General features: G+C 67.8%; 23 protein-coding genes. 17 read left to right on the plus strand and 6 right to left on the minus strand.

Going from position 1 to position 23,500, the window contains the following annotated elements; genetic code table 11:
* Positions 1 to 110 precede the first annotated feature (110 nt).
* The 6 genes from LJ737_RS27055 (at position 111) to LJ737_RS01435 (ending at position 7,892) form a co-directional block, all read left to right on the plus strand.
* Entirely contained in the window at positions 111 to 1,448 is a 1,338-nt protein-coding gene (locus LJ737_RS27055) for a TlpA family protein disulfide reductase (RefSeq protein ID WP_227762235.1), read from the plus strand.
* An 86-nt stretch (positions 1,449 to 1,534) separates the two neighbouring features.
* Complete coding sequence (locus tag LJ737_RS27060; RefSeq protein ID WP_317206629.1) at positions 1,535 to 3,019, plus strand: TlpA family protein disulfide reductase; 1,485 nt, start codon at positions 1,535 to 1,537, stop codon at positions 3,017 to 3,019.
* Between the two features lie 126 nt (positions 3,020 to 3,145).
* Positions 3,146 to 3,892, plus strand: coding sequence for a hypothetical protein (locus tag LJ737_RS01420; RefSeq protein ID WP_227762245.1), 747 nt, complete (start codon positions 3,146 to 3,148; stop codon positions 3,890 to 3,892).
* Positions 3,877 to 4,581, plus strand: a complete 705-nt coding sequence (locus LJ737_RS01425; RefSeq protein WP_227762247.1) for a hypothetical protein — start codon at positions 3,877 to 3,879, stop codon at positions 4,579 to 4,581. Before LJ737_RS01420 ends, LJ737_RS01425 begins: the two co-directional genes overlap by 16 nt.
* 174 nt (positions 4,582 to 4,755) lie before the next feature.
* Positions 4,756 to 6,402 carry a TldD/PmbA family protein gene (locus LJ737_RS01430; RefSeq protein ID WP_227762248.1) on the plus strand — a complete coding sequence of 549 codons (1,647 nt, stop codon included), beginning with the start codon at positions 4,756 to 4,758 and terminating at the stop codon, positions 6,400 to 6,402.
* A gap of 167 nt (positions 6,403 to 6,569) precedes the next feature.
* Complete coding sequence (locus tag LJ737_RS01435) at positions 6,570 to 7,892, plus strand: TldD/PmbA family protein (RefSeq protein WP_227762249.1); 1,323 nt, start codon at positions 6,570 to 6,572, stop codon at positions 7,890 to 7,892.
* A 36-nt stretch (positions 7,893 to 7,928) separates the two neighbouring features.
* Here LJ737_RS01435 and LJ737_RS01440 read toward each other — a convergent pair whose 3' ends face one another.
* Positions 7,929 to 8,588, minus strand: a complete 660-nt coding sequence (locus LJ737_RS01440; RefSeq protein WP_227762251.1) for a porin family protein — start codon at positions 8,586 to 8,588, stop codon at positions 7,929 to 7,931.
* A gap of 125 nt (positions 8,589 to 8,713) precedes the next feature.
* On the opposite strand from LJ737_RS01440, the gene LJ737_RS01445 reads away from it, so the two are divergent.
* Positions 8,714 to 9,418, plus strand: coding sequence for a hypothetical protein (locus tag LJ737_RS01445; RefSeq protein ID WP_227762253.1), 705 nt, complete (start codon positions 8,714 to 8,716; stop codon positions 9,416 to 9,418).
* Here LJ737_RS01445 and LJ737_RS01450 read toward each other — a convergent pair.
* Together LJ737_RS01450 and LJ737_RS01455 are read right to left on the minus strand one after the other, a co-directional pair.
* Positions 9,415 to 10,044, minus strand: a complete 630-nt coding sequence (locus tag LJ737_RS01450) for a porin family protein (protein WP_227762255.1) — start codon at positions 10,042 to 10,044, stop codon at positions 9,415 to 9,417. The two genes, LJ737_RS01445 and LJ737_RS01450, sit on opposite strands and share 4 nt — an antisense overlap.
* A gap of 121 nt (positions 10,045 to 10,165) precedes the next feature.
* Complete coding sequence (locus tag LJ737_RS01455; protein WP_227762263.1) at positions 10,166 to 10,789, minus strand: porin family protein; 624 nt, start codon at positions 10,787 to 10,789, stop codon at positions 10,166 to 10,168.
* 287 nt (positions 10,790 to 11,076) lie between these two features.
* Here LJ737_RS01455 and LJ737_RS01460 point away from each other — a divergent pair, with 287 nt between their 5' ends.
* A complete protein-coding gene (locus LJ737_RS01460) occupies positions 11,077 to 11,700 on the plus strand; it encodes a DUF4159 domain-containing protein (RefSeq protein WP_227762266.1) in 624 nt (207 codons plus the stop codon).
* Positions 11,701 to 11,703: 3 nt separating this feature from the next.
* Here LJ737_RS01460 and LJ737_RS01465 read toward each other — a convergent pair whose 3' ends face one another.
* Positions 11,704 to 12,363, minus strand: a complete 660-nt coding sequence (locus LJ737_RS01465) for a hypothetical protein (protein ID WP_227762268.1) — start codon at positions 12,361 to 12,363, stop codon at positions 11,704 to 11,706.
* 223 nt (positions 12,364 to 12,586) lie between these two features.
* On the opposite strand from LJ737_RS01465, the gene LJ737_RS01470 reads away from it, so the two are divergent.
* The 8 genes from LJ737_RS01470 (at position 12,587) to LJ737_RS01505 (ending at position 22,176) form a co-directional block, all read left to right on the plus strand.
* Positions 12,587 to 13,357, plus strand: a complete 771-nt coding sequence (locus LJ737_RS01470) for an outer membrane beta-barrel protein (protein WP_227762270.1) — start codon at positions 12,587 to 12,589, stop codon at positions 13,355 to 13,357.
* Positions 13,358 to 13,389: 32 nt separating this feature from the next.
* Entirely contained in the window at positions 13,390 to 14,184 is a 795-nt protein-coding gene (locus tag LJ737_RS01475; RefSeq protein WP_227762273.1) for a hypothetical protein, read from the plus strand.
* Positions 14,185 to 14,260: 76 nt separating this feature from the next.
* Positions 14,261 to 15,238 (plus strand): AAA family ATPase, encoded by a 978-nt coding sequence (locus LJ737_RS01480; protein ID WP_227762275.1) that lies wholly within the window; start codon positions 14,261 to 14,263, stop codon positions 15,236 to 15,238.
* Positions 15,235 to 15,630, plus strand: coding sequence for a hypothetical protein (locus tag LJ737_RS01485; RefSeq protein WP_227762277.1), 396 nt, complete (start codon positions 15,235 to 15,237; stop codon positions 15,628 to 15,630). Before LJ737_RS01480 ends, LJ737_RS01485 begins: the two co-directional genes overlap by 4 nt.
* A 21-nt stretch (positions 15,631 to 15,651) precedes the next feature.
* A complete protein-coding gene (locus tag LJ737_RS01490) occupies positions 15,652 to 16,536 on the plus strand; it encodes a DUF58 domain-containing protein (protein WP_227762279.1) in 885 nt (294 codons plus the stop codon).
* A 114-nt stretch (positions 16,537 to 16,650) separates the two neighbouring features.
* A complete protein-coding gene (locus tag LJ737_RS01495; RefSeq protein ID WP_227762292.1) occupies positions 16,651 to 18,168 on the plus strand; it encodes a BatA domain-containing protein in 1,518 nt (505 codons plus the stop codon).
* On the plus strand, positions 18,165 to 20,369 hold the full coding sequence (locus LJ737_RS01500) for a DUF4175 domain-containing protein (protein ID WP_227762294.1): 2,205 nt from the start codon (positions 18,165 to 18,167) through the stop codon (positions 20,367 to 20,369). The genes LJ737_RS01495 and LJ737_RS01500 overlap by 4 nt, the downstream gene beginning before the upstream one ends.
* A gap of 1 nt (position 20,370) precedes the next feature.
* Positions 20,371 to 22,176, plus strand: a complete 1,806-nt coding sequence (locus LJ737_RS01505; protein WP_227762296.1) for a hypothetical protein — start codon at positions 20,371 to 20,373, stop codon at positions 22,174 to 22,176.
* A gap of 19 nt (positions 22,177 to 22,195) precedes the next feature.
* On the opposite strand, the gene LJ737_RS01510 is transcribed toward LJ737_RS01505, so the two are convergent.
* The gene (locus LJ737_RS01510) at positions 22,196 to 22,393 is read right to left on the minus strand and encodes a hypothetical protein (RefSeq protein ID WP_227762298.1); all 198 of its coding nucleotides are present in this window, start codon (positions 22,391 to 22,393) and stop codon (positions 22,196 to 22,198) included.
* Positions 22,394 to 22,540: 147 nt separating this feature from the next.
* On the minus strand, positions 22,541 to 22,774 hold the full coding sequence (locus tag LJ737_RS01515) for a hypothetical protein (protein WP_227762300.1): 234 nt from the start codon (positions 22,772 to 22,774) through the stop codon (positions 22,541 to 22,543).
* Between the two features lie 137 nt (positions 22,775 to 22,911).
* Between LJ737_RS01515 and LJ737_RS01520 the strand changes: the two genes are divergently transcribed.
* Complete coding sequence (locus tag LJ737_RS01520; protein WP_111479646.1) at positions 22,912 to 23,499, plus strand: RNA polymerase sigma factor; 588 nt, start codon at positions 22,912 to 22,914, stop codon at positions 23,497 to 23,499.
* Position 23,500 lies beyond the last annotated feature (1 nt).

The raw sequence follows: 23,500 nt of genomic DNA on the forward strand, positions 1-23,500 counted from the left end.
CGCTGCTGGCCAGCTTGCTGGCGGCCGCCTGTTCCGCGCCCGCCGGCTCTACGCCAGCCACTCGGCTCACCCTCCTCCGCGGCCGCATCACTCACCCGCTCGATTCGGTTGTGACCGTGACCCGGGTTCGGGAGTCGCTGACTTACCGGGAAGACTCCCTGCAGTTGCGCCTTGGCCCCGACGGCACTTTCCGGCTGCGCCTCGACACGCTCAGCCGCCCCACGGAGTTGGCGTTGCTGCACGGTGAGCATCGGTTTGCGCTGTTTGTCGAGCCCGGCGACAGCGTGCACCTCTCCTTCGACGGGCAACAGCCGGAGGCCTCGCTGCGGTATGCCGGGCGCGGGGCCAGCCTCAACAATTACCTGGCAGAGCTGGACCGGCAGGGCCTGCTGGCGGGCTTCGATCTTAGCCCGATGGGCCAGGGCATTGCCCACGCCGATACGCTGCGCCACCGGGCCGAGCAGTTTCGCCGCCAGCGCCAGCACCTGCTGCACCGGGCCGCTGCGGCCGGGCCGCTTTCCGGGGCTGCGCAGCGGTTTGCCCGGTTCGCCACCGACTACGAATGGGCCGGGGCGCTGCTGCGCGTGCCCGCGGAGTACCGGTACGAACGGGGCCGTCCCCTGCCGGGCCTCTCGCCCGCCTACTATGACTTTTTGCGTCGGGTACCCGTTCCGCAAGATTCGGCGCTGGCCGTTACCGACTACCGCCTATTCCTGATGGCTTATTTGGGCCACACCTTGCGCCAACGGGCAGCCGGCCCGCTGCCCGCAAATGCTGCGCAGACCGACCGGGCGTACCTGGCCGCGGCCCGCGTGGCATTCGGCTCGAGCCGGTCGCGTGACTACGTGCTGGCCCGCCTGCTCTACGAATTGCTGCTGTTCCGGCGTCTTTCGGAAGCCGAGCCCTACCTGGCTGATTTTTTACGGCTCAACCGCGACTCCACGCTGGCTCGCATTATCCGCCGCGAATTCGCGGCTCGTCGGCAATTCGCGCCCGGCCAGCCCGCGCCGCCCTTTGCGCTGCGCGATTCGAGCGGGCAAGAAGTGACGCTCAGCAGCTTCCGTGGCAAAGTCGTCTACCTCGATTTTTGGGCGACGTGGTGCCGCCCCTGCCTGGAGGAAATGCGCGCGGCGCCTGCGCTGTACCGGCGGTTTGCCGGCCGCCCGGAGGTAGCTTTCGTGGCCGTGTCGCTGGACCACGACGCCTTGGCCTGGCGCCGCTGGGTGCGCCGCAACGGCCAGCCGGGCGTGGTGTACGTGCACGCGCCGGGCCTGGAAGCGCCGGTGGCCACCAGCTACCGGATCAAGGGAATTCCCTCCTACTGGCTGATCGGGCCCGACGGCCGCATCGTGGACAGTGCCCCGCCCCGGCCGAGTCAGCCGCTGGAGGTGCGCAAGGCCATTGAGCAGGCTACCCGAAGTGCCCCCGCGGCCGTGGCCCGCCGCTAAACGCCTGCTCCCAGCAAGACAACCCGGCTCGTGCGGGTTGCTTTTCGTCGCTAAGTCTTTTCAACCTCCCCTTTAACCACGCTCTTATGAATCACTGGTACCCGCGTCCGCTTATTTCCTTTGGCGCTTGCGCGTCGGCGCTGCTGTTGCTCGGCGCCTGCTCCCAAACTGCCCCGACTGGCCAGCCGGTCACCGTCAGCGGCCACATCGACCACCCCAAGGACCCGAAGGTGTACCTGACGCTGTTTCGGGACCCGCTGCACCTGCACTCCGATACCGTGTCGGCCCGGCTCAACGCCCAGGGTAACTTCCGGATGACGCTGCCGCAGGTGGAGGCGCCCGGCGAGGCCGTGTTTACCCAAGGCGGCGAAACAGCCAACCTCTTCGTGGAGCCTGGCGACGAGTTGCGCCTCTCGCTCGACACGGAGCAGTTCGACGAGACGCTGAAGTTTACGGGCCGCGGCGCAGCGGCCAACACCTACTTGGCGCAAAGCTTCTTGCGCTTCGACGACGGAGAAAACGCATCCCCGATGCGCTTTGTATTCGGCAAAACCCCAGCGCAAATGACCCAGCAGGTGGAGGCCGATGAGCACCAGCGCCAGGACTTTTGGCAAAAATACACCGCCCAGCACCCCGTTACGCCCGCGTTTCGCGCCTACGCCCAGCAGCAGCTGGCCTACAACGCCGCCAACCAACGCCTGCTGTGCACCATGTTCTACCGCCACCTGCACAAAGATGACCGGCCAGCCGCCCCCCTGCCCGCGGCGTTTCTGGCGAGCCTGCAGCCGCTGGCCGTGCCCAACGACTCGGCCCTGAACAACAGCGCCTACCTCGCGTTTGCGCAGCAGTATCCCACGCTCCTCACACAGCTGGCCCGGCCCGTGTCGCCGGCTCCCGAGCCGGAGAAAGACTTTTTGCCCGCCTTTGAGCAGGCCACCCGCCTCTACGGAAGCAGCCGTACCCGCGACGTGGTGCTGGCCCAGTTGCTGCTGCAGGAGCTGGAGATGGGCAACTTCCGCAATGCCCAGGCGCAGCTGCCGACCTTCCGGCAGCTCAACCGCGACTCGCTGGCCGGGCGTGCAGTGCGCAGCGCCTACACCAAACGGCTGGCGCTGGCGCCGGGCCACGCCGCCCCGGACTTCACCCTGCAGGACGAAACCGGCAAACCGGTGGCCCTTAGCAGCTTCCGCGGCAAGGTCGTCTACCTCGATTTCTGGGCCAGTTGGTGCGGGCCGTGCCTGGCCGAAGTACCCGCTGCTACCGAGCTGAAGCAGAAATTTGCCGGCCGCGACGTAGTGTTTCTCTACGTCTCCGTCGACGAGCGGGAAAAAGACTGGCAGAACCTGCTGGCCAAACGCCAGCTGCTGGGGCACGGCAGCGTGCACCTCTGGGCCAAGGGTTTTGGCTCGGCTACAGCCACGGCTTACCAGGTCAACGCCATTCCCGCCTACTTTATCATCGGCCGCGACGGGCGACTGGTGGCCGACCGCGCCGCCCGGCCTAGCTCCGGCGCGCAGGTAGTACAGGAGTTGGAAGCGGCCCTGGCTGCCCAGGCCGTGGCCGCCCGCTGAATGCTTACCGCCTGAGGCCGTTAACGGCGGCTCGTCGTCACGCCCTGGTCGCCCGATAAAACTTGCTCGGCTGACAACGCGCCGCCGCTTTGCGGGCTCCTTGGGGTAGCCTTGTTCTCAATCTATATGTTGCCCGTCAGCTCTTACCGCACCATGGCAGCCGTGCTGGTGGCCGCGCTGCCCTGCCTGGCCGTCGATTGCGGCCGCACCTGCGACGACTGCCTGCCCTGTCAGCCCCAACGCATCGGCAGCAGCCGCCTGCGCCCGGCGTCGCTGGGCTGGCTGCCCGACCCAGCGCCGGACTCGGTGCGCTTCGTCAATTCCAACGGCTTTCGGGCCGCCCTGCGCCGCGCGCCGCTGCCCACCCCCGACTCGGCCGGGCAGCAGGCGGCGGTGGATGCCAGTAATTTCTATTACCTGCTGAATGAGAACATCAGCGGGGGCTGCGGCCCGTATTTCAGCACCGAGCGGCGGCGCCTGCGCTACGAGGGCCGCAACCTACCGCTGACCATCAGCTACGCCCTGCTGCGCGACTTCCGCGGCACGTACCCGCCGCCTTCGGCCGCGCTGCCCGACGGCGCCCCGCTCACCCAAGCCGTGGCCGATACCCTGCCCGACGTGTTGCTGATTGGCTTCAACGGGCAACCCATCGTCGATATTCCGGTGGTGCGCCGCCCCTACCGCAGTGAGTTTCAGGGCACCCGCTACCTCGATTCGGTGCAGCTGGTGGGGCGCGTGTTCCGGGGCGTGTACCGGCGCACGGTGGCGCTGCCCGGCAGCACCGCGCTGCAGCTGCGGGCGCTGTACTTTCAGCCGGGGCAAGGCGTCGTCGGCTTCACCTACACCAACGGCGAGGAATGGGCCCGTTTCTAATCACCGCACGCCGCGCCGCCTTGGGCCTGCTGCTCGGCCTGGGCCTCACCGGGCTGCGCTGCCACTCCGGCTGCGACGAGGACTACGTTGAGCTTAGCTTGCCGGCGTCCTACACCGATTATTTCGCGCAGTTTCCGGGCTCCCCCAGCCCCGCGGGCGCGGGCCGGCCGGTGGACGCGCGCAGCTCCACCGGCCTGACCGACCGCTACGCCAACGTGTTCGTGACGCCGTACGGATTTCCGACGCCGGAATCCTACAACTGCACCATCTACCGCAGCGAGGGCCGCAGTCTGTTTTACAACCCCTCGCTCTACCCGCGCTATTTCCGCCTGAGCATAGCCCAGTACCCCAGCGGCCCCACGCTCGTCGTGGAAGAGCAGTTTGGCGGCAGCGCCACGCCCAGCGCCTCGGAGGTGTACTACCCGCTGACGGGCACGGAGCCCGGCCGGGTGCGCTACACCGAGCCCGGGCAGTACACCCGCACGACCTACGCCGAGCCGCCCGCCGTGCAAACCTTGCCCGCTCTGACGGTGGCCGGCCGCACCTACCGCGAGGTGCTGCGCCTAACTAACCCCTACGCCGCCCAACACGGCCCCGCCACCGCGGCCGGCGTGTACTACATCGACCGGGGGTACGGCCTCGTGCGCTTCGAGCAGCGCGACGGCACCGTGTGGGACCTGACGCCCTGACGCGCGTCTGGTTGCGCCGTCATTTTTAGCCCGCCGGCCCTGCCGGTCGGGCTTTTATTTTATATTTCACCAACGCTATTTTTTGCCGACCTCGGCCCCGCCGTGCAGCCTGAGCGGCAGCACGTTCGCCCTTACCGAAAACAGTTCTTCTCTCAACCAAAACCCTGCTCTATCGTGCAACGACGACATTTTATGGGCCTGACCGGCCTGGCGGCCGGCGCCCTGCTGCTGCCCCGCATCCCGCTGCTCGGCGGCACCGAAGTGGACGCGGCCGAGCTGCTGCGCCCCTTCGACGCGGCCGTGAACAAGCGCTTGGCCGACGCGGCCCTGAACGCGGCCAAGGCCGCCGGCGCCTCCTACGCTGACGTGCGCATCGGCCGCTACCTCAACCAGTACCTCTTCACGCGCGAGCGGCAGGTGCAAAACATCGTCAGCACCGAAAGCCAGGGCATCGGCGTGCGCGTCATCGTGAACGGGGCCTGGGGCTTCTGGGCCACCAACCAGCTGACGGAAAGCGCGGTAGCCAAAGCCGCCACTACGGCGGCGCAGATTGCCAAGGCCAACGCCAAGATTCAGAAGGAGCCGGTGAAGCTGGCCCCGCAGCAGGGCTACGGCGAGGTATCGTGGAAGACGCCCATCCAGAAAAACGCGCTGGAGGTGCCGGTGAAGGAGAAAGTGGAGCTGCTGCTGGCGGCCAACGCCAAGGCCCTGGACGCCGGGGCTTCGTTTATCAACTCTGCCCTGTTTCAGGTAAACGAGCAGAAGTACTTCGCCAGCACCGACGGCTCCTATATCGACCAAGACGTGCACCGCATCTGGCCCACGTTTGGGGTGACGGTGGTCGACAAGGCCTCGGGCAAGTTCCGCTCCCGCGAGGCGCTCAGCTCGCCCATGGGCCTGGGCTACGAGTACCTCGTGCCCAAGGCCGCCGACAAAGTGAAGGGCCCGGCCGGCACCGACGTCATCGGCTACAAGCAGAGCTACGATTTGCTGGAAGACGCGGCCCTGGCCGCCCGGCAGGCCAAGGCCAAGCTCACGGCCAAATCGGTGGTGCCGGGCAAGTACGACCTGGTGCTCGACCCGGCCCACCTCGGGCTGACCATCCACGAATCGGTGGGGCACCCGCTGGAGCTGGACCGCGTGCTCGGCTACGAGGCCAATTTCGCCGGTACTTCCTTCGCCACGCTGGAGTGGAAAAAACAGGGCAAGCCCTACGGCTCCAAGCTCGTCAACATCGTGGCCGACAAGCTGCAGCCGGGCTCGGTGGGCGCGGTGGGCTACGACGACGAGGGCGTCAAAACCCGGGAGTGGGACCTGATCAAAGAAGGGCAGCTGGTGGACTACCAGAAAATCCGCGACCAGGCGCACATCGTGGGGCAGGACCACTCCGACGGCTGCTGCTACTCGCAGTCGTGGCAGGACGTGCAGTTCCAGCGCATGCCCAACGTGAGTTTGCGGCCGGGCAAGCAGAAGCTCTCGGTGGACGACATGATCAAGGAGGTGGACAAGGGCATCTACATTGCCGGCGCCGGCTCCTACAGCATCGACCAGCAGCGCTACAACTTCCAGTTCGGCGGGCAGACCTTCTACGCCATCGAAAAAGGCAAAATCACCGGGCAAATCGAGGACGTGGCGTATCAGTCGAACACCCAGGAGTTCTGGAATTCGTGCGCGGCCATCTGCGACGAGTCGGACTACCGCCTGTTCGGCACCTTCTTCGACGGCAAGGGCCAACCCTCGCAAAGCTCGGCCGTGGCCCACGGCAGCAGCACCACCCGCTTCAACGGCGTGAACGTCATCAACACGGCCCGCAAGGTTTGATGCGGCTGAACGTGCGCAATGTGCAGCATGTGAAAAACGAGTTCAGAGGTTGAGGCAGGCCCAAGTCCTTTCTGGGCCTTCAGCACATACCTAACCGCGTTTTTCTCTTCCCAATCACATTATTCACCTTCCCGGCCCCATTCTCCACAATCTGCACATTCTCTCCCATGATATTAAGCAAAGACGAAGCCCAGACCATTCTGAAGAAGGTACTGAGCTTCAGCACGGCCGACGAAACCGAGGCCAACCTCAACGGCGACACCCGCGGCAACGTGCGCTACGCCCGCAACACCGTCACCACCGCCGGCGGCACCGACAACGTGTCCTTGGCCGTGCAGGTGTGGTTCGGCAAACGCTCGGGCGTGGCCACCTGCAACCAGTTCGACGACGCTACCCTGCGCCGCTGCGTGCAACGCGCCGAGGAAATAGCCCGACTGGCGCCCGAAGACCCCGAGTACATGCCCCGCCTCGGGCCGCAGCAGTACCTCACGGCGCCGTCGTACGCGGCCAGCACCGCCGGCATCACGCCCGACTTCCGGGCCCAAGCCGCCGGCGACAGTATTGCCTTGTGCGCGGCCAAGCAACTCACGGCGGCGGGTTTTCTGGAGGACGGCACCAGCTTCGAAGCCATCCGCAACTCCAAGGGGCTGGAGGCCTACCAACAAGCCACCAACCTCGATTTTTCGGTGACGGTGCGCACGCCCGACGGCACCGGCTCGGGCTACGCCGTGGCCGACTACACCGACGCCACGAAGTTCGACGCCAAGGCCCTCACCCAGCGGGCGGCCACCAAGGCCAGTTCCTCGGTGGGCGCCAAGGCCATCGAGCCGGGCAAATACACCGTGATTCTGGAGCCGGCCGCGTTGGTCTCGGATGAGGGGCTGATCAACCGGCTGGTGTACGCCTTCGACGCGCGCGAAGCCGACGAGGGCCGTTCTTTCCTCAGCAAAAAAGGCGGCGGCACGCGCAAGGGCGAAAAGCTCTTCGACTCGCGCATCAGCATCAGCATCGACCCCACCAACGCGCTGGCGCCCAGCGGCACCTTCGACAACGAGGGCCTGCCGGTGAAGAAGCTGCCCATCATCGAGAAGGGCGTGGCCAAAAACCTCTACTACTCGCGCTACTGGGCCCAGAAAAGCAAGACCGAGCCCACCGGCTTCACCGGCAACTTCGTCATGGAAGGCGGCACCCAGAGCCTGGAAGAATTAATCAAGAGCACGCAGAAAGGCATCCTGGTCACGCGCCTCTGGTACATCCGCGACGTGGACCCGCAAACCCTGCTGGTCACAGGCCTCACGCGCGACGGGACGTTCTACATCGAGAACGGCAAGATCAAGCACCCCATCAAGAACATGCGCTTCAACGAAAGCCCGGTGATTATGCTCAACAACGTGGAGGCCATCGGCCGGGCCCAGCGCCTGGGCGGCAACCTGGTGCCCCCGCTGAAAATCCGCGACTTTACCTTCACCTCCCTCTCCGACGCCATCTGAGCCGGCCGGCGGGCGCCGCGCGCCGGGGCCCGCCGCTTACCGGGTGTTGCGCAGGCCGAACAGGTAGCCCACCGACACGTCCAGCGCCCGGTTGTAGAGCCCGCCGATGCCGCCGGCGCGGCGGGCCAGCTGGTCGACCTCGTTGTTGTTGATGTCGGTGAAGCCGTGGTTGTAGCGGGCCGCCAGGATCAGGCCGTTGGGCAAGTCCGCCCCCAGGCCGGCGCAAAACGCCACGTCGTTGCGGTAGTCGCTGCGCACGTCGGCGTTGGTGGTGATGTAGCCGCGCATGGGCGAATACCCGACCTGCCCGCGCCGCCGGGCCGTGAGCAGCACGCCCAGCTGCGGGCCGAAGTCCAGGTGCAGCCCCGAGCCCAGGTACACCTTGGCCAGCACCGGCACGTTGAGGTAGTTCAGGCGCACGCGATTGTCCAGGGGCGTGCCGGCCAACACGTACTTGCTGCGGCAGCCCTGCTGGGCAAACACCACCGCCGGCTGCAGCGCAAAGCCGGGGCTGGGCCGCCACTGCATCAGCACGCCGGCCGCCAGCCCCGGCTGGTAACGGGCCCCTTCGTTGATGGTTCCGTCGAGCGTGGCCAAACTCAGGCCGGCCCGCAGGCCGAAATGCACGCCGTTGGACTGGGCGCAAGCGCCTTCCGTCAGCAGTAAGCCACTGATTAGTAGAACAATTTTACGCATAGCACACCATCTACAAACGCCCGGCAATATACGGCCGGAAAGTCGGCCGCAGGCCGGTGCCGGGCCGGGCGGAAGCGTTAGTTTTGTAGCCCTGCCTACCCGCTACTTGCTTATCCTCCCCGCTTATGCCCGTCATTGCCCGCGCCCGCGTTGGGTTGTTTGCCCTTAGCCTGTGCACCACCGCGCCGGCGGCCCTGGCCCAGCAGCCGGCCACTGCCCAGCCCGACAGCATCCGCTGGCGCGACACCAAACCCGACGCCCGGCACGGGCTGGGCACCATGATTGTGGAGGCCGACGGCCGCCGCGTGCGGGCGTACCTGCCCACCGACGCTTTCGGCTTCGAAGCCCTGGTGCCCTACCTACCGAGCAACCCCGAAGTGCGGCCTTTTCCCAAAGCCAAAGTGGTGAAAGTAGAGCTATTGCGCTCGATGACGGTGCGCGAACGGTACTACGAAACCATGCGCTTGCCCGGCGACGCGCACCCGCGCATCATGGCCTGGCGGGTGGTCAACGACGGCCCGGTGGAACTGTTTGTCTACTCCGATTCGGCCGTGCCCATGGTGCCGCTGCTCGGCTTCGGCGTGGGGCTGCTCACCGCCGCGCTCAGCACCATTCCCAACAGCCACTGGTATCTGCGCCGCGACGGGCAGCTGCTGGCGGTGGAACGGGGCAAGTTTCGGGAGCAGATGAGCCAGTACGTGCAGGACTGCGTGGCCCTGCAGGCCCAGATCCGCACGGGCGCCAAGGACTTCGGCTACGGCGACATGCCCCGCATCATCAGCCTCTACAACGACTATTTGCGGCAGCAGGCCCCGGCCGGCGCCCACTAACGGCTGCCGCCGAACTTGATGGCTAGGTAGCCCTGGATGACGCGGTTTTTCAGCCGGGCGTCGTTGACGGAGCGAATGTCGCGGTAGTCGGCCACGTCGTTGAGGCCTGCGTTGAAGCGGCCGCCCACGGCGAAGGTTCGGCCCAGGTCGACTTCGGCGCCGGCGCAGAGGCTGAAGTCCTGGCGCTTAAACTGGTCGGTGACTTGCTGCTGCACCGAGCCGTACTCGGGCGCGCCGTTGTTCACGCGCACCACCTTGGTGCCCTTCTGCTCGGCCTGCAGCAGCACGCCGAACTGCGGCCCGCCCTGCAGGTGCACGGGACCGAGCTTCAGGTCGAGCAGCACGGGCACGGCCAAGTAGTAGAGCTGGGTGGTGTAGTCCTCGTCGCTGGATTTGAACTCGGAGCCCTGCACGGAGTATTGCACTTCGGGCCGCAGGGAGAGCGGACCCACCAGGTTGTAGTTGTAGAAAGCGCCCGCGTGCCAGGAGGTGTTGTACTTGGTGCTGGCCTGAATTTGCTCCCCGTCGAGCACGGCGGCGTTGACGCCGCCCTTCAGGCCGAAGTATTGGGCGTGGGCCGCCGAAGCAGCGCCAACCAGGAGGACCGACAGCAAAAACCGTTTCATAAGCAAGGAGGTCGAGGGAGAAAGGAGGGCCCGCCGCGGGGCGGGGCGGCAAAAGTCGGGAGCAGAACGCCAAGTTCTATCACATCATTGTGGCCACGCGCGGGCCCAGCCTCGGCCGGCGCTACGGCAGCTGGTAGGCCACGAACCCCTGAAAGACGCGGTTGCGCAGCCGCTCGTCGTTGACGCCGCTGATGTGCCGGGCCTCGTTTACGTCGCTAAGGCCGGCCACGAAGCGCGCCCCCACCGACAGCCCCGCCAGCAGCTTCACCCCGGCACCGACGCACAGGCTCAGGTCGGCTTTCTTGTAGCGGTTCCAGGCGCCGCGGTCGTCGCTGCCGTACACGGCCGTGCCGTCGTTGGTTTCGCCCACCATCAGGCGGCCTTCTTCCCGGGCCTTGAGCAGCAGGCCCAGCTGCGGCCCGGCCTCCACGTAGGCGCGGGCCAGGCGCACCTTGGCCAGCACCGGGGCGTTGAGGTAGTGCAGCTTGGTGGCGAAGTCGGCTGCTTCCGACTTAAAGCTGCCGCCTTGCAGCGAGTACTGCAGCTCCGGCTGCACCGACAGCGGCCCGAACAGCTTGGCTTCGTAAAAGACGCCCACGTGGTGGGTGGTGCGGAATTTGGTGCTGGTCGAAAGATTCTGGCCGTCGAGCACGGCGGCGTTGACGCCGGCTTTCACGCCGAATTGGGCCTGGGCGGCCGGGGCAGCCAGCAGCCCGCAGAGCACGAGCGGAACAAGACGTTTCATCACAATGGCAGAAGAAGTTACACCACTAATGGCGGGGTGTTCTACGGGCAACAAGCCGCTGGGGCTGCATTTCCCACCTGCTTTCATTTGATAGTGAAGAGCTTATATCCTCGCTTCTAACATTTCATGCCCTTACTGCCAAAGTTCTGACCGCCTCCGACCCCGCTGAGCCGCCCTTGCTTGAGGCTCCTGGTTCGTTGGTTTTGGCGCGTCCGAGCGCCGACCTTCGCCGGGGCCGTGCCACTCCGGCCGACTTCTCCCGTCTGTAGGCCGTTATTTGCCTGTACATGCCTACGCCCTTCACCTTCGTGCGCCTCAGCTACCGTTCCGGCGACTGGGACGCCGTAGACGAGCGGATGCCCGCCAACCTGCTGCACTCGCTTATCGAATACACCACCGTCAAGGTCAACCCCAAGGAAAAGGTGGTGGCCCTGGACTCGGCGGAGCTGTTCAACTATCCGTTTTGCTACCTCTCGGGCCACCGGCTGGTGCAGTTCACGGCGGCCGAGAAAAAGAACTTTGTGCAGTACGTGCGCGGCGGCGGCTTCGTGTTCGTCGACGACTGCAACCACGACATCGACGGGCTATTTGCGCGCTCCTTCGAGGAGCAGATGCGGCTGTGCTTCGGCAGCGGAGCGCTGAAGAAACTACCGAATAACCACCCCATCTACTCACAGTTTTTCACCTTTAAGGAGGGCCCGCCCAACACCGCCTTCGAACTCAACGGCTGGGGCGACGACCTGGTGCACGACTACCTCAAAGCGGTGGAAATCAAGGGCCGCATCGGGGTGCTGTACTCCAACAAGGACTACGGCTGCGAGTGGGACTACGACTTCCGCAACAAACGCTTCCTGGCCGAAGACAACACCAAGTTCGGCGTCAATATCCTGCTTTACGCTTTGACCGCCTGAGGCCTACAAGCACAGCCCGAGCGTCCAGCGCATGTCGTAGTTGATGGGCAGGATGCCCAGTGGCAGCAGCTCGTTGGCCCCCAGCTGGCTTTGGCGGGCTTGGTCGAAGGCGCCGTTTTGCCAGACGCGGTACTGCCCCGAGCAGGCCACGGCAAACCCCATCATTAGCTGCGGCCGCCGCTTGGTCAGCGCGCCCTCCACGCCCGTGATGAGGCCGGCGCTGGCCCAGCCCGATTTGGGCGTGGCCCCTTCCCGGTACAGAGTAGGCCAGGCCATGCGCCGGTAGCCCAGCACCGGGCCCAGGTAAAACATGCTCGGGTCGTCGGCGCGCTCCGAGAGCTTCACGGCCACGAAGCGCAGCTGCGCTGCCGCGCCCTCCACTTCCCGGGGCCGAGCCCCGCCGCGGTGCAGCCAGTCCAGCTGCAGCGTTTTGTTGGCCGCCAGGTAGTATTCGGCGGAAATCAGCCAGCTGGGCTGCACCCGGCCCACGGAAAGGGCCGTGGTTACCGGGCGGGCAACGTCCATTTTCACCGTGAGCCGCCCCCGCAGCGAATCGACGGGGGCGGCCGTCTGGGACCGGGCGGGCAAGGCGGCCGCGATGATGAAGCCTAAGGCCGTCGTCGGGCCCGTGCGGCCTATGCGCCGCATGTGTAAAGAACTCATCTGGATGTTGCTAGAAGTAGGGTCGTCGAATTATCGTGGCCAAATTCGCCGACTTTCCCTGCCGATGCGCGCCGATTGTCGGCCGAATCAGACTTTTGCGCGGCCAAAATTGGGCGCCGGCGGCATTGGCGGGGCTATCGGGCCCACTTTACCCGAGGTTGTTCGGGAGCTGTGTAGTATGTTGTTGGGCCTTATTGTGTTCAGCTGATTACCTATCCTTGGTATGACAATACCCCTACTCTTCGCCGGTTTGCTGGGCGCCAGCCTGCTGGCCACGCCCGCCGCAGCGCAGATAGACGTTCACGTTCAGCCGCCCGGCGGCCCGCTAAAGCTGCGCTACGGTCTGCGCGTGGGCGGGCTCTCGGCCCGCACTACCCGGCCCTCCCCGTACATCTACTTCAACGGGCAGGCCCACCTCTACGGGCTGCAGGGCGGCGTAGCGGCCGAGCTGGCTTGGGGCTGGTTGGCCGTGCAGCCGGCTTTGGTGTACTCCCAGAAGGGCCACGTATTTGATAACGTTTACACGCGCACGCTGCAGGGGCAGCAATACAAAACCCACTACCGCGACAAGCTGCGCCTCAACTACTTGGAGCTGCCCGTCAACTTCGTGGCCACGGTGCACCGCGTGCAGTTGCTGGCCGGGCCCTACGTGGCCTGGGCCGTGTCGGGCTACACCCTGCAGCACGACCAGTCGGTGGGCGCCGGCGCCAACGGCAGCTTCGACAACCAGTACCGCGAGCGGCTGCATTTCGGCCGCGGCAGCGACTACCGCCTCGATTACTTTCGCCGGTTCGACGCCGGGTTCAACGCGGGCCTGGGCTACCGGCTCGGCCCGGTGCAGGCCCAGCTGACCTACGCCCGCGGGTTCGTCGACTTCGATTATCCGGCCCCCGACCCGGCCAACCGCACCATTTACTCGGGCTATCAGGGCAACAGCTTCAACCGCCACCACGACTGGCAACTGCACGCCACCTATTTCTTCGGCGGCGAATAACGAGCCGGCGGCCTACTCTTTTCAGCGTAGCTATGCGTCTACTTATCTGCCTAACGGGCGTGCTGGCCGGCAGCCTGCTGACGGCCCGGGCCCAGCAGCGCCTATACCTGGATGCCCAGCTCGGGGCAGAATACGACTTTGCCGAAGGCGCACACTTCGGCAAGGGCCAAGGGCCGTTCAAAGCCCGCGACTTTGGACTGGGCGTGCTGGCCGCGCCGCTGCTGCGCTGGCAAGGCCCCACCTGGTCGGTGTCGACGGGCTACACCAGCGGCACGGCGGGCTGGGGCTACCGGCTCACTGTGCCGGCCAGCGCCACGCACAACCCCTCCTCCCGCGGTGACGCGCGCAAACACTACACCGGCGCCAACCTCCGCCGCATTCCGCTGCTGGTCAGCCACCGCCTGACCGACGTGGACTGGACGCTGCTGAACACGGCCCGCGGCCCGCTGCAGCTGGCCTTTCGGCTGGAAGGCGTGGTGGGCGGCGGCCTGCAGGCCCGCGGCAACACCTGCCTCGACTGCGGCAACCTGACCGGGGGCGGCGGCCGCGACACCATCACATTTACCCCGCGCCCGTATTGGCGCCGTCGCTGGGGCGGCTACCTCACGGCCGGGGCCACGGCCCGGTTCTACCACCGCGGCCAGGAGCGCCTGACCCTGCGCCTGCTGCTCACCCAGGGGTTGCAAGACATGATAGTCGTGCCGCTGGACTACCGCTACAACGGCCACCGCGGCAGCACCACCCTGCACGTGCGCGGCTCGGGCGTGAGCTTGGCGGTGGGTTATCCGCTCAAACTCCACCCCTTGCGCGGCGCGGCGCCGGAATAAGGCTATTTTCCGGCCCGCTCACGCAGCCCCACCGCCCCAAAGCCGGACTTTACGGCTCCGCCACTTCCTTACCGCCTTGACCGAACAAGAACTCCACCGCCTGCTCGACAAACTTCCCCGCCTGCGCCAGGAAATCGGCAAGGTCATCGTGGGCCAGCACGAAGTCCTGGACGAAGTGCTGGTGGCCCTGCTGGCCGGCGGCCACGCCCTGCTCGAAGGCGTGCCCGGCCTAGCCAAAACCCTGCTGGTGCGCACCTTGGCCGCCGCCACCGATATGTCGTTTCGCCGCATTCAGTTCACGCCCGACCTGATGCCCACCGACATCCTAGGCACCGAAGTGCTGGAGGAAGACCACGCCACGGGCCGCCGCTCGTTTCAGTTCGTGCGCGGGCCGGTGTTTGCCAACCTCGTGCTGGCCGACGAAATCAACCGCACGCCGCCCAAAACCCAGGCCGCCTTGCTGGAGGTGATGCAAGAGTTTGAGGTGACCTACGCCGGCCAGACGCACCCGCTGCCCGACCCGTTCTTCCTGCTGGCCACCCAAAACCCCATCGAGCAGGCCGGCACCTACCCGCTGCCCGAAGCTCAGCTCGACCGGTTCCTGCTCTACATCCGCATCGGCTACCCCTCGGAAGCGGAGGAGCTGGCCATCTTGCAGGGCACCACCGGCACCGGCGGGCAGCAGCCCGAGCCCGTTGTCGGGGCCGAAGAGCTGCGTCAGCTGCGCCGGTTGGTGCGCGAGGTCAGCATCAGCCCCGAGCTGCTGCAGTACGTCACGCGCGTGGTGCGCGCCACCCGCCCCGATGGCTCGCCTGTAAAGTTCATTCAGGACTACGGCCGCTGGGGCGCCGGCCCGCGCGCCGGGCAGGCCCTGGTGCTTTGCGCCAAGGCCCGGGCCCTGCTGCACGGCCGCTTCGCCGCTACGCTGGAAGACGTGCGCCAGCTGGCCGCGCCGGTCTTGCGCCACCGCCTGCTGCTCAACTTCCAAGCCGAAGCCGACCGCCTCAGCCCCGACGACGCCGTGGCGGCGCTCCTCCAAGCCGTGCCCGTATGATGCGCCGCCTTGCCTTGGCCGCCCTGCTGCTGCTCGGCGGCTGCGCCAGCCCCGAGGCCCGCGTACCGAACTGGGCGGGTGGCCTCGTGGAACAGCCCGGCCTGTACGTCGACCCGCGCACGGGCCTGCATCTCCGGGTGAAAACCGCCGGGGGCTTGGTCAACTACACGGTGCAGGACAGCACCGGCCGGGAGCTGTTTCACAACCGGGAGCGGGCCAGCGCCCACCAGCGCTGGGCCCTGTACGCGGCTCCCGACGGCAGCCTCTGGGTCGCCAGCTCCGACGTCGGCACCATTGTGTGGCGCCGAAATTCCGAGGGCGCGTACTACCAGCGCGACGCCACGGGCGAAGAGCCGGACCGCCCGGCCGTCCTGGCGCCTTTCTATCGTTGAATCTGCCTGTTCCCGCTTCTTGTGCTCGACGCCGCCGCCCTGCTTGCCCTCGGTAACCTACCCCTGGTGGCCCGGCTCATTGCCGACGGCGCCCAGGCCGGGCTTCATCCCAGCCGCCGGCGTGGCGCGGGCCTGGAATTCAGCCAGTACCGCCCCTATCAACCCGGCGACGACCTGCGCCGCCTCGACTGGCGCCTAGCCGCCCGCTCCGACCGCTACTACCTGCGCGAATCGGACGTGGACACGCGCCTGACCGTGCGCCTCGTGCTCGATGCCAGTGCCTCGATGAACCACACCGACGCCGCGGGCGTGAGCAAGCTGGCCTACGCCCGGTTGCTGCTGGCCGGCCTGGCCCACGTCAGCCAGCAGCAGGGCGACGCCCCGGGCCTCTACGTGCTCGGCTCTGCCGGCCTGCGCACCATTCCGCCGCGCGCCGACGCGGGCCAGCTGCCGCGGCTGTTTCACGCCCTCGGGGCCACCACGGCCGCCGGCCTGCTGCCCACCGACGCGGCCACGGCCGGCCCCTTGCTCAGCCGCCAGGGCAACACGCTCACCGTGCTCGTGTCGGACTTCTACGACCTGGAGCCCGCCGCCCCGCTGGACCGCCTGCTCACCCAGCTGCGCGCAGCCGGCGGCGACGTACTGGCCCTGCACCTGCTGGCTCCCAACGAGCTGACACTGGATTACCCGGCCGCGGCTACCCTCGAAGACCTCGAAACCGGCCAGCGCGTGCAGCTCGACCCCGCCCAACGCCCCGCCTACCAGCAACAGCTGCAGGCCTGGTTGCGCCAAACCGAGCAAGCCATCCGCGGCCACGGCCTCGACTATTACCGCCTGCTGACCGACGAGCCCCCGGCCGCTGCCCTGCGCACGGTGCTGCGCCGCCGGCAGGGCGCTGCCCGCTGACGCGCCGCCCCTGCACCCAGTGGCAGCTATTTTGCAGCGGCCGCCGGCCCCCACGTAAGCAGCCCCGCCGCCGGTGCGGCCGTCTGTCCCTCGCCACCACTTGTTTTTGCCCCGTTGCTGTTCTTCGCCAATCCTGCCGCCTTGTGGGCCCTGCTGGGGCTGCTGGTGCCGCTGGCCATTCACCTCTGGAACCGCCGGCCGGGCCGGGTGGTGCCGGTGGGCGCCCTGCGCTGGCTGACGGCCGGGGCCAACCGCCGCATGCGTCGCCTGCACCTCACGCAGTGGCCCCTGCTGCTGCTGCGCCTGTTGCTGCTGGGCATACTGGCCACTGTGCTGCTGGGCCCGCGCTGGCAACGGCCGGCTCGGCCCGGCCGGCCGCAGGTTCTGGTCAGCCCCGAGGTGCTGGGCACGCCGGCCTGGCCGCTGCTGCGCCCCACCGTCGATTCGCTGCGGCGGCGCGGGGCCGAGCTGCGCCTATTCGCTCCGGGCTTTCAGCACTGGTCCGATTCCGCCGCGGGCCGCCCGCAACCGGTAGCCGATGCCGCAGCGGGCGCCGACTGGTTCTGGCCGCGGGCCGCCGCCGCCGCCGATAGTTTTCCGGCCCAACCGCTGTACTTGTTTACCTCCGCCGGCCTCGCGCACTTCGCCGGCAGCCGCCCGGCCCTGCCCGCGCGGCTGCGCTGGCAGCTGGTGCCGCCAGACTCGGCGGCCCGCTCGTGGCTGCAAGCCGCCGCCCGCCCCGCCCCCGATTCGCTGTGGCTAACCATCGGGCGCGGCGACGCTGCTGGCATCCGCTTTCGGCGCCAACGGCTGGCGTGGCCGGCGCAGGCGCAGCCGCTGCGCGTGCCTGGGCTGCCCGCCCTGCAATTGCAGCCGCGCGGGCCCGGATTCGTGGTACAAGCCGCCGGCGGCGCCGCGGTGCCGGTGACGCTGCCGCTGCGCATCGGCATTGGCTACGACGCCACCCGCCGCGCCGACCTGCGTTACGTGCAGGCCGCGCTGCGCGCCGCCGCGCCGCTGCTGCCCGCCGGCCTCCGCCTGCAAGTGCAGCCGACGGCCGCTGCCGGCACTCTGGCGGCCGATTCCCTTGACTGGCTGTTGTGGCTGTCGGATGCGCCGCTGCCCGCGCAGCTCCGCCAGCAGCTGCCCCGGGGCCTGCGGGTTCTCCACGATGCGGCGGGACCGGGTCAGCCCGTGGCCGGTTCTTTTGCCTTCGCCGACCGGCCCGATGCCACCGCCCAACTGCTGCGGCGCAGCGCGGCGGCCCCGGCGGGCACCGCTGCGCAGTGGACCGATGCCGCGGGCCAGCCGGTGCTGACCCTGCAACGGCACGGGCGGGGCGCTGAGTATTACCTGCACACGCGCTTTCACCCGCAGTGGAGTAGCTTGCCCGACGACGGCCAGCTCCCGGAACTGCTGCTCGCCCTGCTGAACCCGGTGGCGCCGGACCGCGCCGAAACGCGCAGCTTGGCGCCGCAGCAGCTCACGGCCCGACTGGCCGACGGCGCAGCCGCCGTACCGCCGCGGCGCACCGCCCGCGACTTACGTCCTTGGCTGGCGCTGGCGGCGGGTTTACTATTCGGCCTCGAACGCCTGCTGGCCACGCGCCGCTCACGCTCCACTACCGCATGACGACCACCACCGTTTCTTCTGCGTCCCTGGGGCCGGCTCGCCAGGTCTTGCAACGGGCTTGGCAGCGCTACCGCTGGCAGTGCTTGGCCACCTTGCTGCTGCTGGCGGCTGCGGGCGGCGGGGCGCTGTACGCCGCTTACCGACACTGGGCCAACGCGCCCCTGCTGGCGGGCATAGCAGCGGCGAGTTGCAGCCTGCTGCTGGCCGCACTGTGGCCGCTGCGGCACGTGGATGCGGCGTGGGCGGCCCGGCGCTTCGACCGGCAGTTTCCCGAACTAGAAGACAGCACTGGCCTGCTGTTGACGGAGCCCTCCTCCATGCTGAGCCGGCTTCAGCAGCAGCGCGTAGCCGACCGGCTGCTCCAGCTCCATAACCCCGCTGCCGCTCTGCCGGCACCGTGGCGCGTTGGCCTCGCCGCGACCTTGGTGCTGGCTTTGCTTGGCGCCGCACTCTGGCCGCGCACGCGGTCGACGGCGCCGTCTGTGGTGTCCTTGCAACCTCATTTTACCCCCGAAGCAGGCCCGGCGGCTACGGCCGCGCCGCGTTTGCGCAGCACCCAAGTTCTTATCGTGCCGCCGGCTTACACCCGGCAGCCGGCGGCCGCGGCGGCTCAGTTGTCGTTTCGCTGCCCGCAGGGCGCGCTGGTGCGCTGGACGCTGCACCTGAGCCGCCGCTCCGCGCCGCCGCAGCTGCTGCTGGCTGGCAAGGCGCCGGTGCTGTTTCGGGCCGTAGCCGGCCAGCCAGCTACTTACGTGGCCGAATTTCGCTTCACGCGCTCCACCTTGTACCGCCTGCTAGTGGCCGGCCGGCCGTCGGATGATTACGCCGTGGACGTGCAGCCCGACGCGGCCCCCACGCTGCGCCTGCTGGCCCCGCGGCCCTACACCCTGATTGAGCGTCAACAGTCGCCCGCCGTGGCGGTGCGCACCGAACTGCGCGACGACTACGGCCTGACGCGGGCGCGCTTGGTCGTTACCACCGCGCAGGGCTCGGGCGAGGCAGTGAAGTTTCGGGAAGTGGTGATGGACCTCAGCGCCACCTTGCGCGGGCAGCCGCGGCAGCAGCGCACTACCACCACCCTGCGCCTGCCCGCGCTGGGGCTTACCTACGGCGACGAGCTGTACGTGTACGCCGAAGCCTGGGACGCGGCCGGCCACCGCGCCCGCACCGATGCGGCCCTAGTGCAGTGGCAGGACACGGCCGCCACCGCCGACGACGTAGCGGCCATTTCCCTCGGCGTCAACCAAATGCCCGCGTACTTCCGCAGCCAGCGGCAAATCATCATCGACACCGAAAAGCTGCTGGCTCAGCGCCGCCGGCTGTCCGCAGCCGAGTTTCGCGCCCGCGCCAACAGCCTCGGCGACGACCAGAAAATTCTGCGCCTGCGCTACGGCAAGTTCCTCGGCGAGGAAGGCGACCATACCATGACCGAAGCCGCCGAAGCCATGCCCATTGCCGAGGACGGCGCGGAACCCGCTTCCCACGCCGAAGCCGATGAGCACGACCACCCGGCACCGCCCACCGCGGAAGGCGGTCTGCCCACCGCCGAGAGTCTGCTCACGCCCTATCAGCACCTGCACGACGACGCCGAAACGGCCGACTTCCTCGAACCCCAGGTGAAAGCCAAACTGCGCGCCGTGCTCAGCCAGATGTGGGACGCCGAGCTGCGCCTGCGCCTCGCGCAGCTGCCCGAGGCCCTGCCCTACGAAAACCGCGCCCTGCGCCTGCTCAAGCAGGTGCAGCAGCAAACGCGCCTGTACGTGCGCAAGTCGGGCGTGGAGCTGCCGCCGCTGCCCGAGGTCGAAAAGCGCCTGACCGGCGACTTGAGCAAGACCACCGCTCCTCACCGCCAAGGCCAGCAACCTGTGGCTGAAACCCAGGCCGCCATCCGGCGCGCGCTGCCGCTGCTGGCAGCTTACCGCGCCGGCCAACGCCCCGCCCCCGCCGACGCCCGCCGCCTGCAGCCGGCGGGGCAAGAGCTCGGCCTGGCCGCCCTGCGGGAGCCTGGCGCGGCCCTGCCGGCCCTGCGGGCCTGGCGCCGCTTGCTGGCGCAGGTGCAGGCCGCCCGGCCCGTGGCGCCCGCCGACTTAGAGGCCGTCGAACGGGCGCTGACGCAGCTGCTGCCCGCCCCCACGCCCACGCCCCAACGGCCCGCCGCCGCCCCGCTAGCCCGGCGCTATTTTCAGGAACTTCGCCGCTGACATGCTCGCCTCCGTTTCTTCCGGCTTGTTGCTCTATTATGCCCACGCCACGCTGTGCTTGCTGCTAGCCGTCGGTCTGGCTTGGCAGGCCTGGCGTAGCGCGCCCGGTCCGCGCCGGCTGGGGCGGTTGCTGGCGGGCCTACTGGCGGCTACGGCGTTATGGTTGAGCGCGTACCCCCCGGAGCACACCGTGGAGACGGATGGGGCCGGCGCGGCTATTCTTCTCACACCTGGGTATTCGGTTGATACGGTTCGGGCCCTGCGCCGCCGTTTGGGTCCGGTGCCCTTGCTGCGCTACCGCCCCATTGCCCAGTCCGGCGGCGACACTCTGGCCCTCAACTCCTTGCCGGCTTTGACCGAACGATTGGCAGAGCTTCGTCAATTGCACGTGCTAGGCAATGGCCTCCCGGTGGCCGACGTGGCAGCGCTGCCGCCCAACCTCCAGCTCGTGCCGCACCCGGCAGTGGCAGGACCTCGGTTTGTTTCGGCCCTCTGGAATGAGCGGCTGGCCTTGGGCGAAACCCTGCGCCTCGAAGGCCGCTTCCTCGGCTCCGGAACGCAGCCGGTATGGGTGCGCCTGAGCGTCGCCGGGCGGCTGCAAGACTCGGTGCAGCTGCCCGCCGCGGGCGGCGCGTTTACCTTACGCGGCCAGCCCCGCTACGCCGGCCGGCAGCTGGCCCGCCTCGACGCGCGCCAGGGCCGCGCCCACTTGGCCACCGAGCCCGTGCCGCTGCAGGTGCAGCCGGCCCGCCGCCTGCGCGTGTTGCTGCTCGTCGGTTCGCCCTCGTTCGAGCTGAACTTATTGAAAAACCACCTGGCCAGCCGCGGCCACCAAGTAGCGCTGCGCCTGCGCCTCAGCCGCGGCCTGCTGCAAACCGAGGCGCAAAACCAACCTGCCGCCGACGTCACCAGCCTCACGCCCGCCGCTTGGCGCCGCTACGACGCCGTGGTGACCGACGCCGACGGCCTCAACGGCCTCACCCCAGCCGAAGCCAGCCACCTAGCCGCCGCCACTGCCGACGGGCTGGGCGTGCTGCTCGTTGGTGCCACCGACCTACCGCGCGCCCTGCCGGGACGCAGTGATTTTGCGCTGCAGGCTCGCCCCGTCTCCCTGGCCGAGCAGCCTCAGCTTATCCGTTGGCCCGAGGGTAGCGCCACCGCACCGCTGCCCGCCCTGCTGCGCCCCACGCCCAACACCCGCCCCCTGGTTACCGGTCCGGCCGCCGCTATTGCCGCCGCCAGCCGCCGCACGGGTTGGGGCACGGTGCTCGTGGCCACGCCCGCCACCACGTTTCAGTGGCTGCTCAGCGGCGCCACCGCCCGCTACGATTCGTACTGGCGCGCCTTGCTGGGGGCCGTGGCCCGGCCGCTGGAGCCGGCCACGCGCTGGAGCACGCCCCGCTGGCCGCGGCCCGACGAGCCGCTGACCGTGCAGCTCACCACCGCCCGCCCCCTGCCCCGCGCTGCCGCCATCACCGTAACGCCGGCGCAAGGGCCCGCCACTCCGCTGGCTTTGCGCCAGCATCCCGCGCAGAACGGTACCTGGCAAGGCACATACTGGCCCGCCGGCGCGGGTTGGCACCAAGCCACAGCCCCGGGGCAGGATACGGCCGCGTTCTACGTATTCGCCCCCTCCGACTGGCAGGGGCCGCTGCAGGCCCAACAGCTGTCAGCCGTTCAGCGCAGCGTCGATGCTTTTTCGGGTTCGGGGCGGTCCAGCCACGAGGAGCCCTGGCTGCCGGCCGGCTGGTTTTTTGCCTTTTTTGTAGGGGCGACCGGCTGGCTTTGGCTCGACGAAAAGCGTTGAACCCCAGTACCGGCGGGGATTAGTACCGGATGCCCGGGTGGCCGCTGAGGCGCGGGTCGGGGGCCTCGCCCACCAAATAATCCCCTACTTGCATCACGCGGCCCCGCAGGGGGCCTTCGAAGTCGAGCTGGGCCGGAACGGGCGACGGGGTAGCAGCAACGGACGGAAACGAGGCAACTTGTTCGGTGAGCGGAGCGGTGGCAACGGGAGCAGGCACGGGCACGGATGAGGTGAACGAGGCCACAAAAGTAGGGCCCACATCGGATTCGGGGAAAGCCCGTAATGCAAACCGCCCGGACTTCTCCGAGGAGAAATCCGGGCGGCAGCCTAAAGCAACAGGGCTGACGCGAGGCCAGCCGCCTAATTACTTGGCAGCTTCCGTGGTGGTAGCTTCCGTGGTGGTCGTGGTGGTAGCGGGAGCAGCAGCCGTCGTGTCGGCGGTAGCAGCAGCAGCCGTCGTGTCCATAGCCGGAGCAGCAGCCTCGGTGGTGGTGGTTTCGGTGGTCGTAGCTTCCGTGGTTTCAGCAGCTTTGTCACCGCCGCACGAAGCGAGGCTAACTACGGCGAACAGAGCGGCTACTTTCAGCAGATTTTTCATCTGAGTTGGTAAGTTTGAAAATGTGGTCTGAAAAACGCCCTTCATACCAGAATACTGAAGAGGTAACCCGAGGAAGAAAATATTTTTTCGGCGGGTTACCGAACGGGCGTTTAGGCATTAAGAACGAGTAACTGCGCATGGGCAAGGGACAACCTTCCTACACCGACGAGGAGCTGCTGGCGGGAATCCGCCACGGCGACGACCGGGCATTAGCACACATGTACCGCCAGTATTTACCCACGGTCATCCACTTGGTCACGCAAAACAGCGGCACCGAGGACGAGGCCAAGGATATTTACCAGGAGGGCGTGATGGTGTTCTACGAGAAAGTCCGCGAGGGCACGCTCGAGCTGAGCTGCCAGATCAAGACCTACTTGTACGCCGTGTGCCGCCGGTTGTGGCTGAAGCGGTTGGCCGAGAAAGGACGCTACGGCGGCCGCCTCGACGACTTCGAGCCCTACCTCGAAACCGGCGCCGAGGCCGACTTGGCCGACGCCGAGGAACGCGACCGGCAATTCGCCCTGATGAGCGAGGCGCTGGTCCGGCTCGGGGAACCGTGCCGGTCCTTGCTCGAGGGGTTTTACCTGCTCGACAAGTCCATGCAGCAGCTCACGGCGGAACACGGCTACACCAACGCCGACAACGCCAAGAATCAGAAATACAAATGCTTGGTGCGTTTGAAGAAGTTGTTTTTCACCCAATACAAGGAAGAGCCGCTTTCCTGAC

The organism is Hymenobacter sp. 15J16-1T3B (assembly GCF_020711235.1).
In the GTDB taxonomy this organism is placed as follows: Bacteria; Bacteroidota; Bacteroidia; order Cytophagales; family Hymenobacteraceae; genus Solirubrum.